Raw genomic sequence first — 14,285 nt, forward strand, 5'->3', positions numbered from 1 at the left:
GAACGGGAGGGCAAGGCCCTCCCGGCTTCATTTGGCGGCGAAGGCGCCCGCCCCGGCATCGAACTGCAATCTGGCGAGACGGGCATAGATGCCGCCCTTCTCGACGAGGCTTTGATGCGTGCCCTCCTCGACGATGCGGCCATGGTCGAGCACGAGGATGCGGTCGGCCTTCAGCACCGTTGCAAGACGATGCGCGACGACGAGCGTCGTGCGGTCGGCCATCAGCCCGTCGAGCGCCTTTTGCACCAGCATTTCACTTTCGGCGTCGAGCGCCGATGTCGCCTCGTCCAGAAGCAGGATCGGAGCGGCGCGCAGGATGGCGCGCGCAATGGCGATGCGCTGGCGCTGCCCGCCGGAAAGCGTGACCCCGCGCTCGCCCACTTCCGTGTCATAGCCCTTGTCGAGCGCCATGATGAAATCATGCGCAAGAGCCGCTTTTGCCGCCGCGACGATTTCCTCGTCGCTTGCGTCCGGCCTGCCGAAGCCGATGTTCTCGCGCACGCTCGTTGCGAAGATCGCCACGTCCTGCGGTACGGTGGCGATGCGCGAACGAACCGCCTGCGGGTCCGCATCGGGCAATGCCACGCCATCGAGCAGGATACGGCCCGACTGCGGATCGTAATAACGCATGACGAGCGAGAAGATCGTGCTTTTGCCTGCCCCCGAAGGGCCGACGATGGCTACCGTCTCGCCCGGCTGGACGGTGAAGCTCAATCCGTTGAGCGACGGCGCATCCGGCCGCGTCGGATAGGAGAAGTGCACGGAATCGAACACGATCTCGCCGCGCGGCGGCTCCGGCATGGCGAGCGGCCTTGCGGGCGCGGCAATGCCCGGCTGCTCGTCGAGAATCTCGACAAGCCGCTCCGTCGCGCCTGCGGCCTGCGCCAGTTCGCCGCCCACCTCCGACAAGGCGCCGAAGGAACTGCCCGCGAACACGGCATAAAGCACGAACTGGCCGAGCGTGCCCGCCGAAATGGCGCCCGAGAGCACATCGCGCGAGCCGAACCAGAGCACGGCCACGATGCTGGAAAAGATCAGGAAAATGGCGAAGGCGGTCAGGATGGCGCGCGCCTGAATGGAAGAGCGCGCGGCCTGAAAGGATTTTTCCACCGCGCTGCCGAAACGTCCCACCACCATCTTTTCGTTGGTGAAGGCCTGCAAGGTGCGCATCGCGCCGATCTGTTCGCTGGCATAGGCATTGGCGCGGGCCAGCATGTCCTGCGTCAGGCGGGAACGGCGGCGCACCGAGCGCCCGAACGCGATCAGCGGAACGACGATGACCGGAATGGCGGCGATGACCAGCGCCGAAAGCTTCGGGCTCGTCACGACCATCATGGCCAGCGCGCCGACGCCGAGAATCACATTGCGCAACGCGACCGACGCCGTCGCGCCCACGACGGACTTGATCTGCGTCGTATCGGCGGACAGGCGCGACACGATTTCGCCCGACTGCGAACGGTCGAAGAATTCCGGCGACAACGCCGTCACATGCAGGAACACCGCGTTGCGCAGATCGGCCACCACGCGCTCGCCGAGCGAGATGACGAAGAAATAGCGCAGGCCCGACGCCAGCGCCAGCATGAGCGCCAACAGCACCAGCATTCCGAAATAATTATTGACGAAGATCGCATTCGAGCTGGTGAAACCGTGATCGATCATGCGGCGCAGCGCGACAGGCACGGCAAGCGTCGTGACCGCGGCCAGCACCAGCGAGAAAAGCGCGCCCGCCACCAGCCCCTTATAGGGCGCGAGGAACGGCGCCATTCGTTTGAGTGGCTTCAGGGAACCGCGCCTGGCGCGCTCTTCTGCCTTCAATTCCCGATTCATATCGATTTCAGTATCTCTGTCGGCCATTCTTGTGATTGCGCCCTTGTTATTGCCGTGCGCCTGATGTATAGGCTCGCCAACCCTTTTGGAAGCCATTGCCTGCCGGTAATGGGTCTTCATATCTGCCATTGGGCGAAAGTGCCGCAGTTTCGATGATCAGGCTGTGCTTTTCTCCCCAGACTTTCAGGATTGAGAAGATGAAAGCCAATATCCATCCCGACTACCACACCATCAAGGTCGTGATGACCGATGGCACCGAATACATGACCCGTTCGACCTGGGGCAAGGAAGGCGATACGATGAACCTCGATATCGATCCGACCACGCATCCGGCCTGGACCGGCGGTTCGCAGACCCTGCTCGATCGCGGCGGTCGCGTGACGAAGTTCAAGAACCGTTTCGGCAATCTCGGCATCTGATCCGATATTGCAACTGGTTCAAAAGACCCCGCTTCGGTGGGGTTTTTTATTGCCGGTACTTTTCCGGGCCGCATAAAAAAACTCCCGGACAAGCCGGGAGTTTCGAAAATCCGTGAGCGACCGAAATCAGGCGCTCAGCTTTTCCATCACTTCATCGCTGACTTCGAAGTTCGTATAGACGTTCTGCACGTCGTCATCGTCTTCGAGCACATTGAGAAGCTTGAGAACCGAACGGGCTTTTTCCTCGTCCAGCTCGGTATTGGTCTGCGGCTTCCAGATCGTCTTGATCGATTCGGCTTCGCCAAGAGCGGCTTCGAGAGCTTTGGACACTTCACCGATATCTTCGAAGGCGCAGATGATGACGTGCTCTTCCTCACCGGACTGCACATCGTCGGCACCGGCTTCGATCGCCGCTTCCATCACCTTGTCGGCATCGCCGACTTCAGGCTTGTAGATGATTTCGCCAACGCGGTCGAACATGAAGGAAACCGAGCCGGTTTCGCCGAGCGAGCCGCCCGACTTCGTAAAGGCGGCGCGGACATTCGACGCCGTGCGGTTACGGTTGTCCGTCAGCGCTTCGACGATGACCGACACGCCGCCGGGACCACGGCCCTCATAGCGCACTTCATCGTAGTTCTCGCCGTCATTGCCGGCGGCCTTCTTGATGGCGCGCTCGATATTGTCCTTCGGCATGGACTGTGCCTTGGCGTTCTGGATCGCCAGACGCAGGCGCGGGTTCATCGTAGGGTCGGGAAGACCCTGCTTGGCGGCGACGGTGATTTCGCGACCGAGCTTGGAAAACATTTTCGACCGCACCGCATCCTGACGGCCCTTGCGGTGCATGATGTTCTTAAACTGTGAATGGCCAGCCATGGCACCCCTGTTCTGTTTAAAATGCTGCGCACGGAAAAGCGCCACGCAAGAAACGGAGATCAAGCAGAGAAGGGCCGCAGGTCCGGCCACAGTGCTTTCCGTGCAGAATGGCGGCGTTATAAGGAATTGAGGCCCATTCGTCCAGCAAAAGCGCCGCTTCCATCGATTCCCTGTCAATAAAAGCAATATCGCTCGACCCGTCAGGCAAAGCAGATTATCTATAAATCCATGATTCAGCCCGTCCAGAACACGCCCGGCGAAACCATCGCAACCCGCATCAGCCGCATCCTCGCAGACCGCATCATCGCGGGCGAGATCGAACCCGGCACGAAACTGCGTCAGGACCATATCGCCGCGGAGTTCGACACCAGCCATGTGCCGGTGCGCGAAGCCTTCCGGCGGCTGGAAGCGCAGGGCCTTGCCGTCTCGGAGCCGCGACGCGGTGTGCGGGTCGCCTCCTTCGACATCGGCGAGATCCGGGAAGTGGCGGAAATGCGCGCCGCCCTGGAGGTTCTGGCTTTGCGCCACGCCGCGCCGCACATCACGCAGGCAACGCTCGATGCCGCCGAACAGGCGACGCTGGAGGGGGACAAATCGCGTGACGTCAGGAGTTGGGAAGACGCCAATCGCCGCTTTCACCGGCTCATTCTCGAACCGTGCCGGATGCCGCGCCTGCTCGCGGCAATCGACGATCTTCATGCCGCAAGCGCCCGGTTCCTCTTCGCCACATGGCGTTCGGAATGGGAAACCCGCACCGACCACGATCACCGCGCGATCCTTGCCGCGCTGCGCCAGAACGATATCGAAAGCGCGGCCACCATTCTCGCGCGCCATGTGCAATGGATCGGCCATCGCCCGGTCAAAACCGCTTCCGGCAAGATGCGCGATTCCTTCGCCATCGTCGGATAAGCCCGATCGCATTCCCCGGATTTTCTCAAATCAGGCGTTATTTTCCGCTTGCCGTCATTTCGCACTTGCCAAAGCCATGCATTGTCTGGAAATTAAATAGATCGAATCTCGATTTTATCTATAATTTGAGGACACCATGGCGACCTACACTCCGTCTCGCACATCCTTCAGCCCGCTCAACCTGGAAGCCCGTTCGGGTACGACGCGCCTTGCGGCGGTAGCCTTCGGCACGCTGCTGCTTGCGGTCTCTTCGCAGATCGAAGTTCCCATGGTGCCGGTTCCGATCACGCTGCAAACCCTGATCGTGCCGCTGATCGGCGCGCTTTACGGCTGGCGCCTCGGCATGGCCACGGTTCTGGCCTGGCTCGGCGAAGCCATGCTCGGTCTTCCGGTTCTGGCTGGCGGCGCCGGTGGTCTTCCGCATTTTGCAGGCCCGACAGCAGGCTATCTCGTATCCTTCCCGATCATCGCCGCGCTGACCGGCTTTCTGGCCGAGCGCGGCTGGAACGGCAATCGCGTTGGCCTTGCCTTCGTGTCGTTCCTCGCCGCGAACCTGCTCTGCCTCGCCCTCGGCGCGCTGTGGCTCTCCAGCACGATCGGCATCGAAAAGGCCGTGGCTTTCGGCGTGACGCCCTTCCTCGTCGGCGGGCTGGTCAAGTCGGCCCTCGGCGCCGCGATCCTCAAGGCCGCGACCCGCGACAACAAGGCCTGATCGCTCCAGTAACGACCAAGCGGCGACCAAGTGACAATACGCCTGCGCGGCCATCATCTCCTCTGTATGCTGACCTATGTCGGCAGGGGCTATAGCCCGGCTTTCGTGGAAAACTACGATGCGATTGCCGGGCGGCTCAACAGGGGAGAGGATATTCTCCTCGTCGACGGCCCCGACGATATCTGCGCGCCCCTGCTCTGCGGGGGCGCCGGGGGCGCTTGCCATTGCTACGAGGCAAGTGTTCGAAAGCGCGACGCGCTGGCGCTCAGGACCGTGGGCGAGCTTCTGGGCATGGAACTTACCACACCTTCCCCGTTCGAACTCGATGCAGGACGGCTGGCGGCAATGCGGACGGCGTTTGCCGACGGCACGCTGCGCGCGGCCTGCGAACATTGCGAATGGTCAGATCTGTGCACCCGGATTGCCGGACCCGATAATTTCGAGGGCGTGAAAGTCAGCGCCAGAACGCCGGAATAGTCTCTTCCAGACGGGCGCCGATGCGCAAGGGCGCCGCTTTTTCGGCAAGGCCGGTGCGATCGGAAATCTCGATACCGACGCCGCAGACGGTCGCCGGACCGCTCGCGGCCTCGAAACGCCCTTTCGGCACTTTCGACAAAAACCGGTTGAGCGGCTCTTCCTTGTCCATGCCGAGCGAGGAATCGTAATCGCCGCACATGCCCGCATCCGACATATAGGCCGTTCCGTTGCGCAAAATCTGGCAATCGGCGGTCGGCACATGGGTATGCGTGCCGATGACGGCGCTCGCACGACCATCGACGAAATGGCCGAAACACTGCTTTTCGCTCGTGGCTTCCGCGTGGAAATCGAAGAATACGGCATCCGCCTGTTCACCGAGCGGGCAGGCTTCCAGAATCTTTTCGGCCGCGATGAACGGATCGTCCAGATCGGGATGCATGAACACGCGGCCCATCACGTTGGACACCAGGACGCGGGCGCCGTTTTTAGCGATATAAAGCCCTTCCCCCTTGCCCGACGTCCCTTTCGGGAAATTTGCCGGGCGCAGAAAGCGGTCTTCGCGCTTGGAAAAATCCAGCGCCTCGCGCTGGTCCCAGACATGATTGCCGGTCGTGACCACATCGGCCCCGGCCCGAATTGTATCGTGGAAAATCTCTTCGGTAATGCCGAAGCCGCCCGCGGCGTTCTCACCGTTGACGATCACGAAGTCCAGCTTCAGATCGGAAATCAGCCCCGGCAGCTTTTCATAAACCGCGTTCCGGCCCGACCGGCCCACCATATCACCAAGAAAAAGCAATCTCATGGGATTGCCTTATACCTCGGTGCCAAGCGAACGCAAGCCGCTCTCGGTCAGGATCTGGTTGAGCGCAATGTCATGCGGCTCATCGGGCACACGCTCGATTTCCTGGCAGTCGAAGGCCATGCCGATCAGAAGCGGCTCCAGGCCGCGCTCGGCAAAACGCGCCAGAGCGCGGTCGTAATGTCCGGCTCCATAGCCGAGCCGATGGCCCCGGCGGTCGAAGCCCGCCAGCGGCATCAGCATGATCACCGGATCGACGAGCGGCGCATCTTCGCCCGGCCCCATCGTGCCGAAGCCGGTCTGCGCCAGTTCGGCATCGGGCAGATATTCACGAAAGGCAATCGTTTCCCGGTCCAGAACGACCGGAAGACAAAGCCGTGCGCCTTTTGCGCGCAACGCGGAAAGAAGCGGTCGCGGATCGATTTCGGAGCGGATCGGCCAGTAGCCGGCAATCAGCGTTCCCTTGGGAACATCGATGGCGGCTTCACCCATTTTTGCCGCAGCCAGCGAAGCCTCGTAGTGATAACGCGGATCGAGCGCGTCGCGAGCCGCCAGAACCCTGCGTCTGAGTTCCTGCTTTTCCAGAACAGGATCGCGCTCCGCTGCCGTCATTCAAGACCACTCCCTGCTGTTACCGCTTCATCTAGTGGTCTGATTCCGACATTTGCATCCCTCTGATACAGGCGCCGAGCAAATGTCGGAATCAAAAAGACCACTAGTAAGTTTATGTATCTAGTGGATTTTTCGAATTTGACGTTTGAAACGGCATCTCATTCAGTCGGGAATCAAACGTCAAATTCAATCCACTAGTGTGGTTTACGGATTTGAAGTTCCCAAACGTAGATGCCAGGCAAATGATAGGAACTTCAAATCCACCACACTAGTGGAACCGCAATGAAACGATCCGTCAAGTGACCGCGCCGCTTGCATGTGCGATCTTCTCGGAACGGTCGCGGATAACCCTCAGAACGACGCCGTGGAAATCGTTGAGGAACAGCCTGCCCCACAGATCGCAATAGAAATCGATCGGCGTCGCGATCCGGTAACGGGTCGTCAGCGTGAGGCGTGTGTGCCCGTTGGCAAGCGGCTCCAGCCGGTAGTCGCCCTGTGCAAGCTTGAGATAGGTGCTGTCTACCTTGATATGCGCTTCCACTTCCGGCGGAATGGAACCGGGACCGAAGCGGAAATCCCATGCCAGAAGCCGGTTTTCCTCCCAGCGCGTGACGATTTCCTGAAAATTGACGCCGCGCGTCCATTGAAGCTGACGCACCGCGCCGATGCCCTCCCCCTCCATCCGCGCATCGACCGGCTGAGGAACGCCAATTATGCCGTGGCTGAATGTCCAGGACAGTTCATCGGCGCGCACATTGCGGATTTCGACCGTCTGCCGCCAGACGGTTTCCGGCGGCGCCGCGATCTCGACCACGGTCGTGACGGAGCCGTCATGCGGGGCATAGGACATCTGAAGCTCGGCAGGCAGCACGAGCAGAGGTAGGGCCACGACCAGCGTCGTCGAGCGCCGTGAGCGGAACTGCCGGATCATCCAGAGCGTGAGCGCGGAGCCGAGCGCCGAAAACACCATCAGGAACGGAGCGGCCATGGCCACGCAGATTCCCGCCTCGCGGAAAAAGATCATGCTGGTGACGACAAGTCCGCCGATAATGGCCCAGCCCATGCGCACATGCCGCCACAGCCCTCTTTGGGCGCGCGGGTCGGACAGGCAGGAGGCGAGGCTCGCCACGGCCATCGGCAGCAGCGCCAGCCCGGCGATCACCGGCATCGCATCCATGTAATGGCGCGACCAGATCGCGACATAGAGCAGAAGCCCGTAGAAAAAGGCGAGCGGTATCGCGATGATCAATCGTTCCGACGAATCGGGCGGCGGCGTTTCGGGGGAGATCATGAAAAATGTGCGCTCTTATTGAAAGTGGCGCATCTGTACGAAAAAATCGCCTGCCAGATCAAGCGCATGGCAATTTCTGCAATCGCCCGAAGATGAAAAGCGGCGGACCACGACGACCGATGGTAGCGTTTGATCCCGGGAACCTACAAAGTAGGTGGGCGCCATATGCGAAAGCCCTCGAGCCTTCACAGGGACAGCTCCCTTAGAGATCAATAAGGCCCCGGGGATGCTGTTACACCTGTCGGGAAGCGCAGTTCCGCCAGCGACCAATATAGTATCTGCCTGACGGGAACGCCAGTGGCTTGCAACGGCTCGTCACGAAAACTTTTTCAAAGGATTCGTCCTGCGGTCTCGACGACGAAATCAGCCGTTGCGCGGCGCGATCCGCGCGGCCACCTGCTCGATGCGCGCAGCCACATCCGACAACATGCCGGTCAGGGCGGCATCGTTGCTGTCGGCCCGCCCCAAAGCCTCGTCACGCGACCGGCGCAGCGTTTCCGCCTCGTTTTCCAGCCCCTTGATGCGCTTCTGCATCTCGGCCAGTTCGTCCATCACCATGATGCCCGCCATGACGGTCAGGCGCAGGTCGCCGATTTCCCCGAAAGACGATTTCAGATGGGTCACATACTGATCGAGACGGTCGGCAAGCCCGGACAGGTGCTCTTCCTGCCCTTCGTCGCAGGCCATGCGGTAAGCTTTACCATCGATGGTAACGGTAACGGTCGCTATGGTAGCCTCCTATCGGTCCAGAACGGCGCGGATTGTCTCCATGGCAGTCACAAGGCGACGCGAAACCTCGCGATTGGCGGCTTCAAGCCGCTCGGCGCGCGCTTCGGACTGGTCGAGTTCCTGGGCGAGACGGCTGCGATCGGCATTCATCCGCTGCACCTCTTCCTCGGCTTCGGCGAAATCGCCTTCCTTGTCCAGCCGCAGATCGACCGCTTGTTCAAGCGTGTTGAGTGCCTTTTCCAGCCGTTCCAGAACTTGCCTGAGGGTCGTTTCGGGTGCCATCCATGTCCTTTCCAATGCCAATCGCGGACCCGGTTCAGGGATATCGAATCGCGCCTGCGGGACGGGCATCTTTGAAAAGATTGTAATAATCGACCGCCCGATAAGCAACAAATGAGGGGCATATGCGGGCATTCATACACCGTTATCGGTGCAAAACGGCTTTTCGGTGATTCGTCTACAGCTTTCCACACAACTCAATCGATTAGTCGCGGACAGTTTATTGCCCAAAACTCATCGGTTTATTGACTCCTTATGTGCAGGTGCTATGTGTCCGATGCCTTCGGGAGCGTGATCCTAAAACGCATGAAGCCGTTATCGCTACGGATCGTGCTCGGGCAAAAGGCATCGCCGCAACCCCGTTAAACCCTGCCAAGGAAAGACGGCTGAGACCATGACCAATTCCGACAAACAGAACCAGATGGCCAACGCAATCCGCTTCCTCTCCATGGATGCGGTCGAAAAAGCCAATTCGGGCCATCCCGGCCTGCCGATGGGCGCAGCCGACATAGCGACGACGCTTTATACCCGTTTTCTCTCGCACGACCCGCAGAACCCGCACTGGCCGGATCGCGACCGCTTCGTGCTGTCTGCGGGCCACGGTTCGATGCTGCTTTATTCGCTGCTTTATCTGTCTGGCTACGAAGACATCACCATCGACGAGATCAAGAATTTCCGCCAGCTTGGTTCGCGTACCGCAGGCCACCCCGAATACGGCCACGCCGCCGGGATCGAAACCACGACCGGCCCGCTCGGCCAGGGCATCGCCAATGCCGTCGGCATGGCGCTTTCCGAGCGCATTCTCAATGCTCAGTTCGGCGACAGCCTCGTCAACCACTACACCTATGCCATCGCCGGTGACGGCTGCCTCATGGAAGGCATCAGCCAGGAGGCCATCGCGCTTGCGGGTCACCTGAAGCTGAACAAGCTGATCGTGTTCTGGGACGACAACAACATTTCCATCGACGGCCCGGTCACGCTTTCCGACAATACCGACCAGCCTGCCCGTTTCGCGGCTTCCGGCTGGAACACCATGGCTGTCGACGGTCACGATCAGGATGCCATCGCCAAGGCCATCGAACTGGCCAGGGTTTCCGACCGCCCGACTCTCATCGCCTGCAAGACGACCATCGGCTTCGGCGCGCCGAACAAGGCCGGCACCAACAAGGTGCACGGTTCGCCGCTCGGTGCAGAGGAAATCGCCGCAACCCGCAAGGCGCTTGGCTGGAGTGCCGAACCTTTCGTGGTCCCGGCCGAAGTGCTGGACGGCTGGCGCGTGGCCGGTCTCAACGCCGCCAAGAAGCGTCAGGAATGGGAAAAGCGCTTCGCCGCGGCCGATGCGGAAACCCGCGCGGAATTCGAACGCCGCATGCGTGGCGATCTGCCGTCCAACTTCGATGCGGCCATCGTCGAATACAAGAAGAAGCTTTCCGCCGACAAGCCGAAGGTCGCGACCCGCAAGTCTTCGGAAATGGCGCTGGAAGTCATCAATGGCGTTGTGCCGGAAACCATTGGCGGCTCCGCCGACCTCACCGGTTCGAACAATACCAAGACGAGCCAGACCAAGGCGGTGACGCCGGAGGATTACGGCCAGCGTTATGTCCATTACGGCATCCGCGAACACGGTATGGCCGCGGCCATGAACGGCATGACGCTGCATGGTGGCCTGATCCCTTACGGCGGCACCTTCCTGACCTTCTCGGACTATGCGCGTCCGGCAATGCGTCTCTCCTCGCTGATGGGCATCCGCACCATCTATGTCATGACGCATGATTCCATCGGTCTGGGCGAAGACGGCCCCACCCACCAGCCGGTCGAGCATCTGGCCGCGCTGCGCGCCATTCCGAACCACAACGTGTTCCGTCCGGCCGACGCCGTCGAGACCGCCGAATGCTGGCAGACCGCCCTGCAATCGAAGAAGACCCCGTCGACGCTGGCGCTCACCCGCCAGAACCTGCCGACGGTCCGCACCGAGCACCGCGACGAGAACCTGTCGGCTTTCGGCGCCTACGAACTTGCCGCTGCAAGCAAGGACGCAAAGGTGACGATCTTCGCCACCGGCTCGGAGGTGGAAATCGCGCTCAAGGCCCGCGACCTTCTCGAAGGCAAGGGCATCGCGACCCGCGTCGTATCCGTCCCCTGCTTCGAGCTTTTCGAACAGCAGAGCGATGCCTACAAGGATGCGACCATCGGCGATGCGCCGGTGAAGGTCGCCATCGAAGCGGCGATCTCGCTCGGCTGGGAACGCTTCATCGGTGAAAACGGCATATTCATCGGCATGAAGGGTTTTGGCGCTTCGGGCGAGATCAACGATCTCTACAAGCATTTCGGCATCACGGCGGAACATGCCGCCGAAGCTGCGGAGAAGAAGCTCAACGCCGCATGATTTGAAAAAGCGCCGGCGTCCCAAAACGTCGGCGTTTGAGTTTTTGGACCTACAGGTCCAATTCGGACGCATCGCAAGATGCAGAACCCCATCGGGAGATTAAGAGAAAATGGCAGTTCGCGTCGCAATCAACGGTTTTGGCCGCATCGGCCGCAACATTCTTCGCGCCATCGTCGAGTCGGGCCGCACCGATATTCAGGTCGTGGCGATCAACGACCTCGGCCCGGTCGAAACCAATGCGCATCTGCTGCGCTACGACAGCGTGCATGGCCGTTTCCCCAAGGAAGTGAAGGTCGCTGGCGACACGATCGATGTGGGCTACGGCCCGATCAAGGTTCACGCCGTCCGCAACCCGGCCGAACTGCCATGGGCTTCCGAAGGCGTCGACATCGCGCTCGAATGCACCGGCATCTTCACCGCGCGTGACAAGGCCGCCATGCATCTGGAAGCCGGCGCCAAGCGCGTCATCGTTTCGGCTCCGGCCGACGGCGCCGACCTGACCGTCGTCTATGGCGTCAACCACGACAAGCTGACCAAGGACCACCAGGTCATCTCCAACGCTTCTTGCACGACCAACTGCCTTGCACCGGTCGCCCAGGTCCTCAACGAGGCCATCGGCATCGAAAAGGGCTTCATGACGACGATCCACTCCTATACGGGCGACCAGCCGACGCTGGACACCATGCATAAGGATCTTTACCGCGCCCGCGCGGCAGCGCTTTCCATGATCCCGACCTCGACGGGTGCGGCCAAGGCTGTCGGCCTCGTCCTGCCGGAACTGAAGGGCAAGCTCGATGGCGTTGCCATCCGCGTCCCGACCCCGAATGTCTCGGTTGTCGATCTGACCTTCATCGCCAAGCGTTCGACCACCGTGCAGGAAATCAACGACGCGATCCGCGCCGCCGCCAATGGTCGCCTTAAGGGCGTTCTGGGCTATACGGACGAGCCGCTCGTCTCGCACGACTTCAACCACGACTCCCATTCCTCGATCTTCCACACGGACCAGACCAAGGTCATGGACGGCACCATGGTGCGCATCCTGTCGTGGTACGACAATGAATGGGGCTTCTCCAGCCGCATGGGCGACACCGCCGTCGCCTTCGGCAAGCTGATCTAAGCTTCCGACAATGTTTCGCGCCCTTCTCCCCACCGCTGCCCGCTGGCGTCCGCTGGAAGGAGAAGGGCTCGAACATCTCGATATCGGACCCGTCGGCCACACGATCCGCGCTGAAAGCGTCGTGATTGGCGACCGCGGCGGCAATCCTTATGGCGTGCGCTACAGCATCGACTGCAACAGCGCCTGGCATGTTCTCCATTTCCTGATCGAAACCACCTCCGGCCAGAGGCTTGAACTCGTCTCCGACGGCAACGGCCGCTGGAACACGATGGCGGGCGATCCGCTGCCGGAATTCGACGGCTGCATCGATATCGACCTGGCGGGAACGCCCTTCACCAATACGCTGCCCATCCGTCGCCTCGGCCTCACGCCCGAAAGCGGCACCGTCCAGCTCGACATGCTTTACGTGCCCTTCGACAGTTTCCGTCCGCTGCGCGACGCGCAGCGCTATACCTGCCTCGAGGAAGGCAGGCTCTATCGCTATGCGGCGGCGGATCGCAGCTTTACCGCCGAACTGCCCGTCGACGAAGACGGGCTTGTCACCGATTATCCAACCCTTTTCCGGCGCGTACCTGTCTGAGCAGCATTGCTCCGTGGTCGTCCGAAAGACAGTCCTGGGAGAAAGATCATGAGTTTCCGCACTCTCGACGATGCCGACGTCAAGTCCAGGCGCGTTCTGGTCCGCGTTGACCTCAACGTGCCGATGGCAAATGGCGAAGTCACCGACCTCACGCGCATCGAGCGCATCGTGCCGACCATTGCCGAACTGTCGAAGAAAGGCGCGAAGGTCATTCTGCTCGCCCATTTCGGTCGCCCGAAAGGCGTCGCCTCGGACGAAAATTCGCTAAAGGCTGTCGTCAGGCCGCTTTCCAGGGTTCTGGGCCATGGCGTGCATTTCGCGGAAAACTGCATTGGCGACACGGCCGCGACGGCTGTCGACGCGATGAAGGACGGCGACGTCCTGCTTCTGGAAAACACCCGTTTCCACAAGGGCGAGGAAAAGAACGATCCCGAATTCGTCGCGGCACTTGCCGCCAATGGCGATCTCTACGTCAACGACGCATTTTCCGCCGCCCACCGGGCGCACGCCTCCACCGAAGGTCTGGCGCATGTGCTGCCTGCCTTTGCCGGTCGCGCGATGCAGGCAGAGCTGGAAGCGCTGGAAAAGGGCCTCGGACAGCCAGCCCGTCCGGTTGTCGCCATCGTCGGCGGCGCGAAGGTTTCGACCAAGCTCGACCTTCTGTCCAACCTGATCGAAAAGGTCGATGCGCTCGTCATCGGCGGCGGCATGGCCAACACTTTCCTTGCCGCACAGGGCCACGATGTCGGCAAGTCGCTGTGCGAACACGATCTGGCCCAGACCGCGCGCGACATCATGGCCAAGGCCGAAACCACCAAATGCGCCATCATCCTGCCGGTCGATGCGGTTGTGGGCTGGCATTTCGCAGCCGACACGCCGAATCAGACCTATGGCGTGGACGCGGTTCCAGCCGACGGCATGATCCTCGACGCAGGCGCTCTTTCGACGGACCTGATCGCTTCGGCTATCGACGATGCCGCGACCCTCGTCTGGAATGGCCCGCTCGGCGCGTTCGAACTGCACCCCTTCGATGCAGCCACGGTCAAGACCGCCAGGCATGTCGCGGCCCGCACCAAGGCAGGCAAGCTCGTTTCGGTCGGCGGCGGCGGCGATACGGTCGCAGCGCTCAATCACGCAGGCGTTGCCGACGACTTCACCTATATTTCGACGGCTGGCGGTGCCTTCCTCGAATGGATGGAAGGCAAGCCGCTTCCCGGCGTCGATGTCCTGAAGAAGTAATGCGATAAATCATGTCCAAATAAGCCCGGTTCATAC

General features: G+C 61.1%; 15 protein-coding genes and 1 other RNA gene. 8 read left to right on the forward strand and 8 right to left on the reverse strand.

The features are described 5' to 3' along the window. Positions 1 to 27: 27 nt before the first annotated feature. Positions 28 to 1,956 (reverse strand): ABC transporter transmembrane domain-containing protein, encoded by a 1,929-nt coding sequence (locus tag FHS76_RS13655; RefSeq protein WP_183653542.1) that lies wholly within the window; start codon positions 1,954 to 1,956, stop codon positions 28 to 30. Positions 1,957 to 2,024: 68 nt separating this feature from the next. On the opposite strand from FHS76_RS13655, the gene rpmE reads away from it, so the two are divergent. Beyond that, a complete protein-coding gene (gene rpmE / locus FHS76_RS13660) occupies positions 2,025 to 2,246 on the forward strand; it encodes a 50S ribosomal protein L31 (RefSeq protein WP_002964804.1) in 222 nt (73 codons plus the stop codon). 126 nt (positions 2,247 to 2,372) lie between these two features. On the opposite strand, the gene FHS76_RS13665 is transcribed toward rpmE, so the two are convergent. Next, entirely contained in the window at positions 2,373 to 3,119 is a 747-nt protein-coding gene (locus tag FHS76_RS13665; protein WP_183653544.1) for a YebC/PmpR family DNA-binding transcriptional regulator, read from the reverse strand. A 228-nt stretch (positions 3,120 to 3,347) separates the two neighbouring features. Between FHS76_RS13665 and FHS76_RS13670 the strand changes: the two genes are divergently transcribed. The 3 genes from FHS76_RS13670 (at position 3,348) to FHS76_RS13680 (ending at position 5,217) form a co-directional block, all read left to right on the forward strand. After that, complete coding sequence (locus FHS76_RS13670; protein WP_183653546.1) at positions 3,348 to 4,028, forward strand: GntR family transcriptional regulator; 681 nt, start codon at positions 3,348 to 3,350, stop codon at positions 4,026 to 4,028. Positions 4,029 to 4,164: 136 nt separating this feature from the next. Next, positions 4,165 to 4,740 carry a biotin transporter BioY gene (locus tag FHS76_RS13675; protein WP_183653548.1) on the forward strand — a complete coding sequence of 192 codons (576 nt, stop codon included), beginning with the start codon at positions 4,165 to 4,167 and terminating at the stop codon, positions 4,738 to 4,740. A gap of 30 nt (positions 4,741 to 4,770) precedes the next feature. After that, on the forward strand, positions 4,771 to 5,217 hold the full coding sequence (locus FHS76_RS13680) for a DUF1284 domain-containing protein (protein ID WP_183653550.1): 447 nt from the start codon (positions 4,771 to 4,773) through the stop codon (positions 5,215 to 5,217). Here the strand turns inward: FHS76_RS13680 and FHS76_RS13685 are convergent. The 6 genes from FHS76_RS13685 to FHS76_RS13710 form a co-directional block, all read right to left on the reverse strand. Then, the gene (locus FHS76_RS13685) at positions 5,195 to 6,019 is read right to left on the reverse strand and encodes a TIGR00282 family metallophosphoesterase (protein ID WP_183653552.1); all 825 of its coding nucleotides are present in this window, start codon (positions 6,017 to 6,019) and stop codon (positions 5,195 to 5,197) included. The two genes, FHS76_RS13680 and FHS76_RS13685, sit on opposite strands and share 23 nt — an antisense overlap. 9 nt (positions 6,020 to 6,028) lie before the next feature. Then, a complete protein-coding gene (locus FHS76_RS13690; protein WP_183653554.1) occupies positions 6,029 to 6,628 on the reverse strand; it encodes a 5-formyltetrahydrofolate cyclo-ligase in 600 nt (199 codons plus the stop codon). Between the two features lie 295 nt (positions 6,629 to 6,923). Further along, the gene (locus FHS76_RS13695) at positions 6,924 to 7,919 is read right to left on the reverse strand and encodes an SRPBCC family protein (RefSeq protein ID WP_183653556.1); all 996 of its coding nucleotides are present in this window, start codon (positions 7,917 to 7,919) and stop codon (positions 6,924 to 6,926) included. Between the two features lie 101 nt (positions 7,920 to 8,020). Beyond that, positions 8,021 to 8,179: non-coding RNA, 6S RNA (ssrS, locus tag FHS76_RS13700), on the reverse strand. Positions 8,180 to 8,282: 103 nt separating this feature from the next. Continuing rightward, the gene (locus FHS76_RS13705; protein ID WP_183653953.1) at positions 8,283 to 8,648 is read right to left on the reverse strand and encodes a cell division protein ZapA; all 366 of its coding nucleotides are present in this window, start codon (positions 8,646 to 8,648) and stop codon (positions 8,283 to 8,285) included. Between the two features lie 9 nt (positions 8,649 to 8,657). Beyond that, a complete protein-coding gene (locus FHS76_RS13710; protein WP_010661399.1) occupies positions 8,658 to 8,930 on the reverse strand; it encodes a DUF4164 domain-containing protein in 273 nt (90 codons plus the stop codon). 391 nt (positions 8,931 to 9,321) lie between these two features. Here FHS76_RS13710 and tkt point away from each other — a divergent pair, with 391 nt between their 5' ends. The 4 genes from tkt (at position 9,322) to FHS76_RS13730 (ending at position 14,249) form a co-directional block, all read left to right on the forward strand. Beyond that, positions 9,322 to 11,313, forward strand: coding sequence for a transketolase (gene tkt, locus FHS76_RS13715; protein ID WP_183653559.1), 1,992 nt, complete (start codon positions 9,322 to 9,324; stop codon positions 11,311 to 11,313). 109 nt (positions 11,314 to 11,422) lie between these two features. After that, positions 11,423 to 12,430, forward strand: coding sequence for a type I glyceraldehyde-3-phosphate dehydrogenase (gene gap, locus FHS76_RS13720; protein ID WP_183653562.1), 1,008 nt, complete (start codon positions 11,423 to 11,425; stop codon positions 12,428 to 12,430). A gap of 10 nt (positions 12,431 to 12,440) precedes the next feature. Then, entirely contained in the window at positions 12,441 to 13,010 is a 570-nt protein-coding gene (locus tag FHS76_RS13725) for a putative glycolipid-binding domain-containing protein (RefSeq protein WP_183653565.1), read from the forward strand. A gap of 48 nt (positions 13,011 to 13,058) precedes the next feature. Beyond that, entirely contained in the window at positions 13,059 to 14,249 is a 1,191-nt protein-coding gene (locus tag FHS76_RS13730; RefSeq protein ID WP_183653568.1) for a phosphoglycerate kinase, read from the forward strand. Positions 14,250 to 14,285 lie beyond the last annotated feature (36 nt).

The sequence above is a fragment of the Brucella daejeonensis genome (assembly GCF_014199265.1).
GTDB classification, from domain to species: Bacteria; Pseudomonadota; Alphaproteobacteria; order Rhizobiales; family Rhizobiaceae; genus Brucella; species Brucella daejeonensis.

What these genes read in the sequence shown, in the direction of transcription:
- FHS76_RS13655 (WP_183653542.1), bottom strand. Translation starts at nt 1,956, where the DNA reads ATGGCAGATATGAAGACCCATTACCGGCAGGCAATGGCTTCCAAAAGG.
- rpmE (WP_002964804.1), top strand. Translation starts at nt 2,025, where the DNA reads ATGAAAGCCAATATCCATCCCGACTACCACACCATCAAGGTCGTGATG.
- FHS76_RS13665 (WP_183653544.1), bottom strand. Translation starts at nt 3,119, where the DNA reads ATGGCTGGCCATTCACAGTTTAAGAACATCATGCACCGCAAGGGCCGT.
- FHS76_RS13670 (WP_183653546.1), top strand. Translation starts at nt 3,348, where the DNA reads ATGATTCAGCCCGTCCAGAACACGCCCGGCGAAACCATCGCAACCCGC.
- FHS76_RS13675 (WP_183653548.1), top strand. Translation starts at nt 4,165, where the DNA reads ATGGCGACCTACACTCCGTCTCGCACATCCTTCAGCCCGCTCAACCTG.
- FHS76_RS13685 (WP_183653552.1), bottom strand. Translation starts at nt 6,019, where the DNA reads ATGAGATTGCTTTTTCTTGGTGATATGGTGGGCCGGTCGGGCCGGAAC.
- FHS76_RS13690 (WP_183653554.1), bottom strand. Translation starts at nt 6,628, where the DNA reads ATGACGGCAGCGGAGCGCGATCCTGTTCTGGAAAAGCAGGAACTCAGA.
- FHS76_RS13695 (WP_183653556.1), bottom strand. Translation starts at nt 7,919, where the DNA reads ATGATCTCCCCCGAAACGCCGCCGCCCGATTCGTCGGAACGATTGATC.
- FHS76_RS13710 (WP_010661399.1), bottom strand. Translation starts at nt 8,930, where the DNA reads ATGGCACCCGAAACGACCCTCAGGCAAGTTCTGGAACGGCTGGAAAAG.
- tkt (WP_183653559.1), top strand. Translation starts at nt 9,322, where the DNA reads ATGACCAATTCCGACAAACAGAACCAGATGGCCAACGCAATCCGCTTC.
- gap (WP_183653562.1), top strand. Translation starts at nt 11,423, where the DNA reads ATGGCAGTTCGCGTCGCAATCAACGGTTTTGGCCGCATCGGCCGCAAC.
- FHS76_RS13725 (WP_183653565.1), top strand. Translation starts at nt 12,441, where the DNA reads ATGTTTCGCGCCCTTCTCCCCACCGCTGCCCGCTGGCGTCCGCTGGAA.
- FHS76_RS13730 (WP_183653568.1), top strand. Translation starts at nt 13,059, where the DNA reads ATGAGTTTCCGCACTCTCGACGATGCCGACGTCAAGTCCAGGCGCGTT.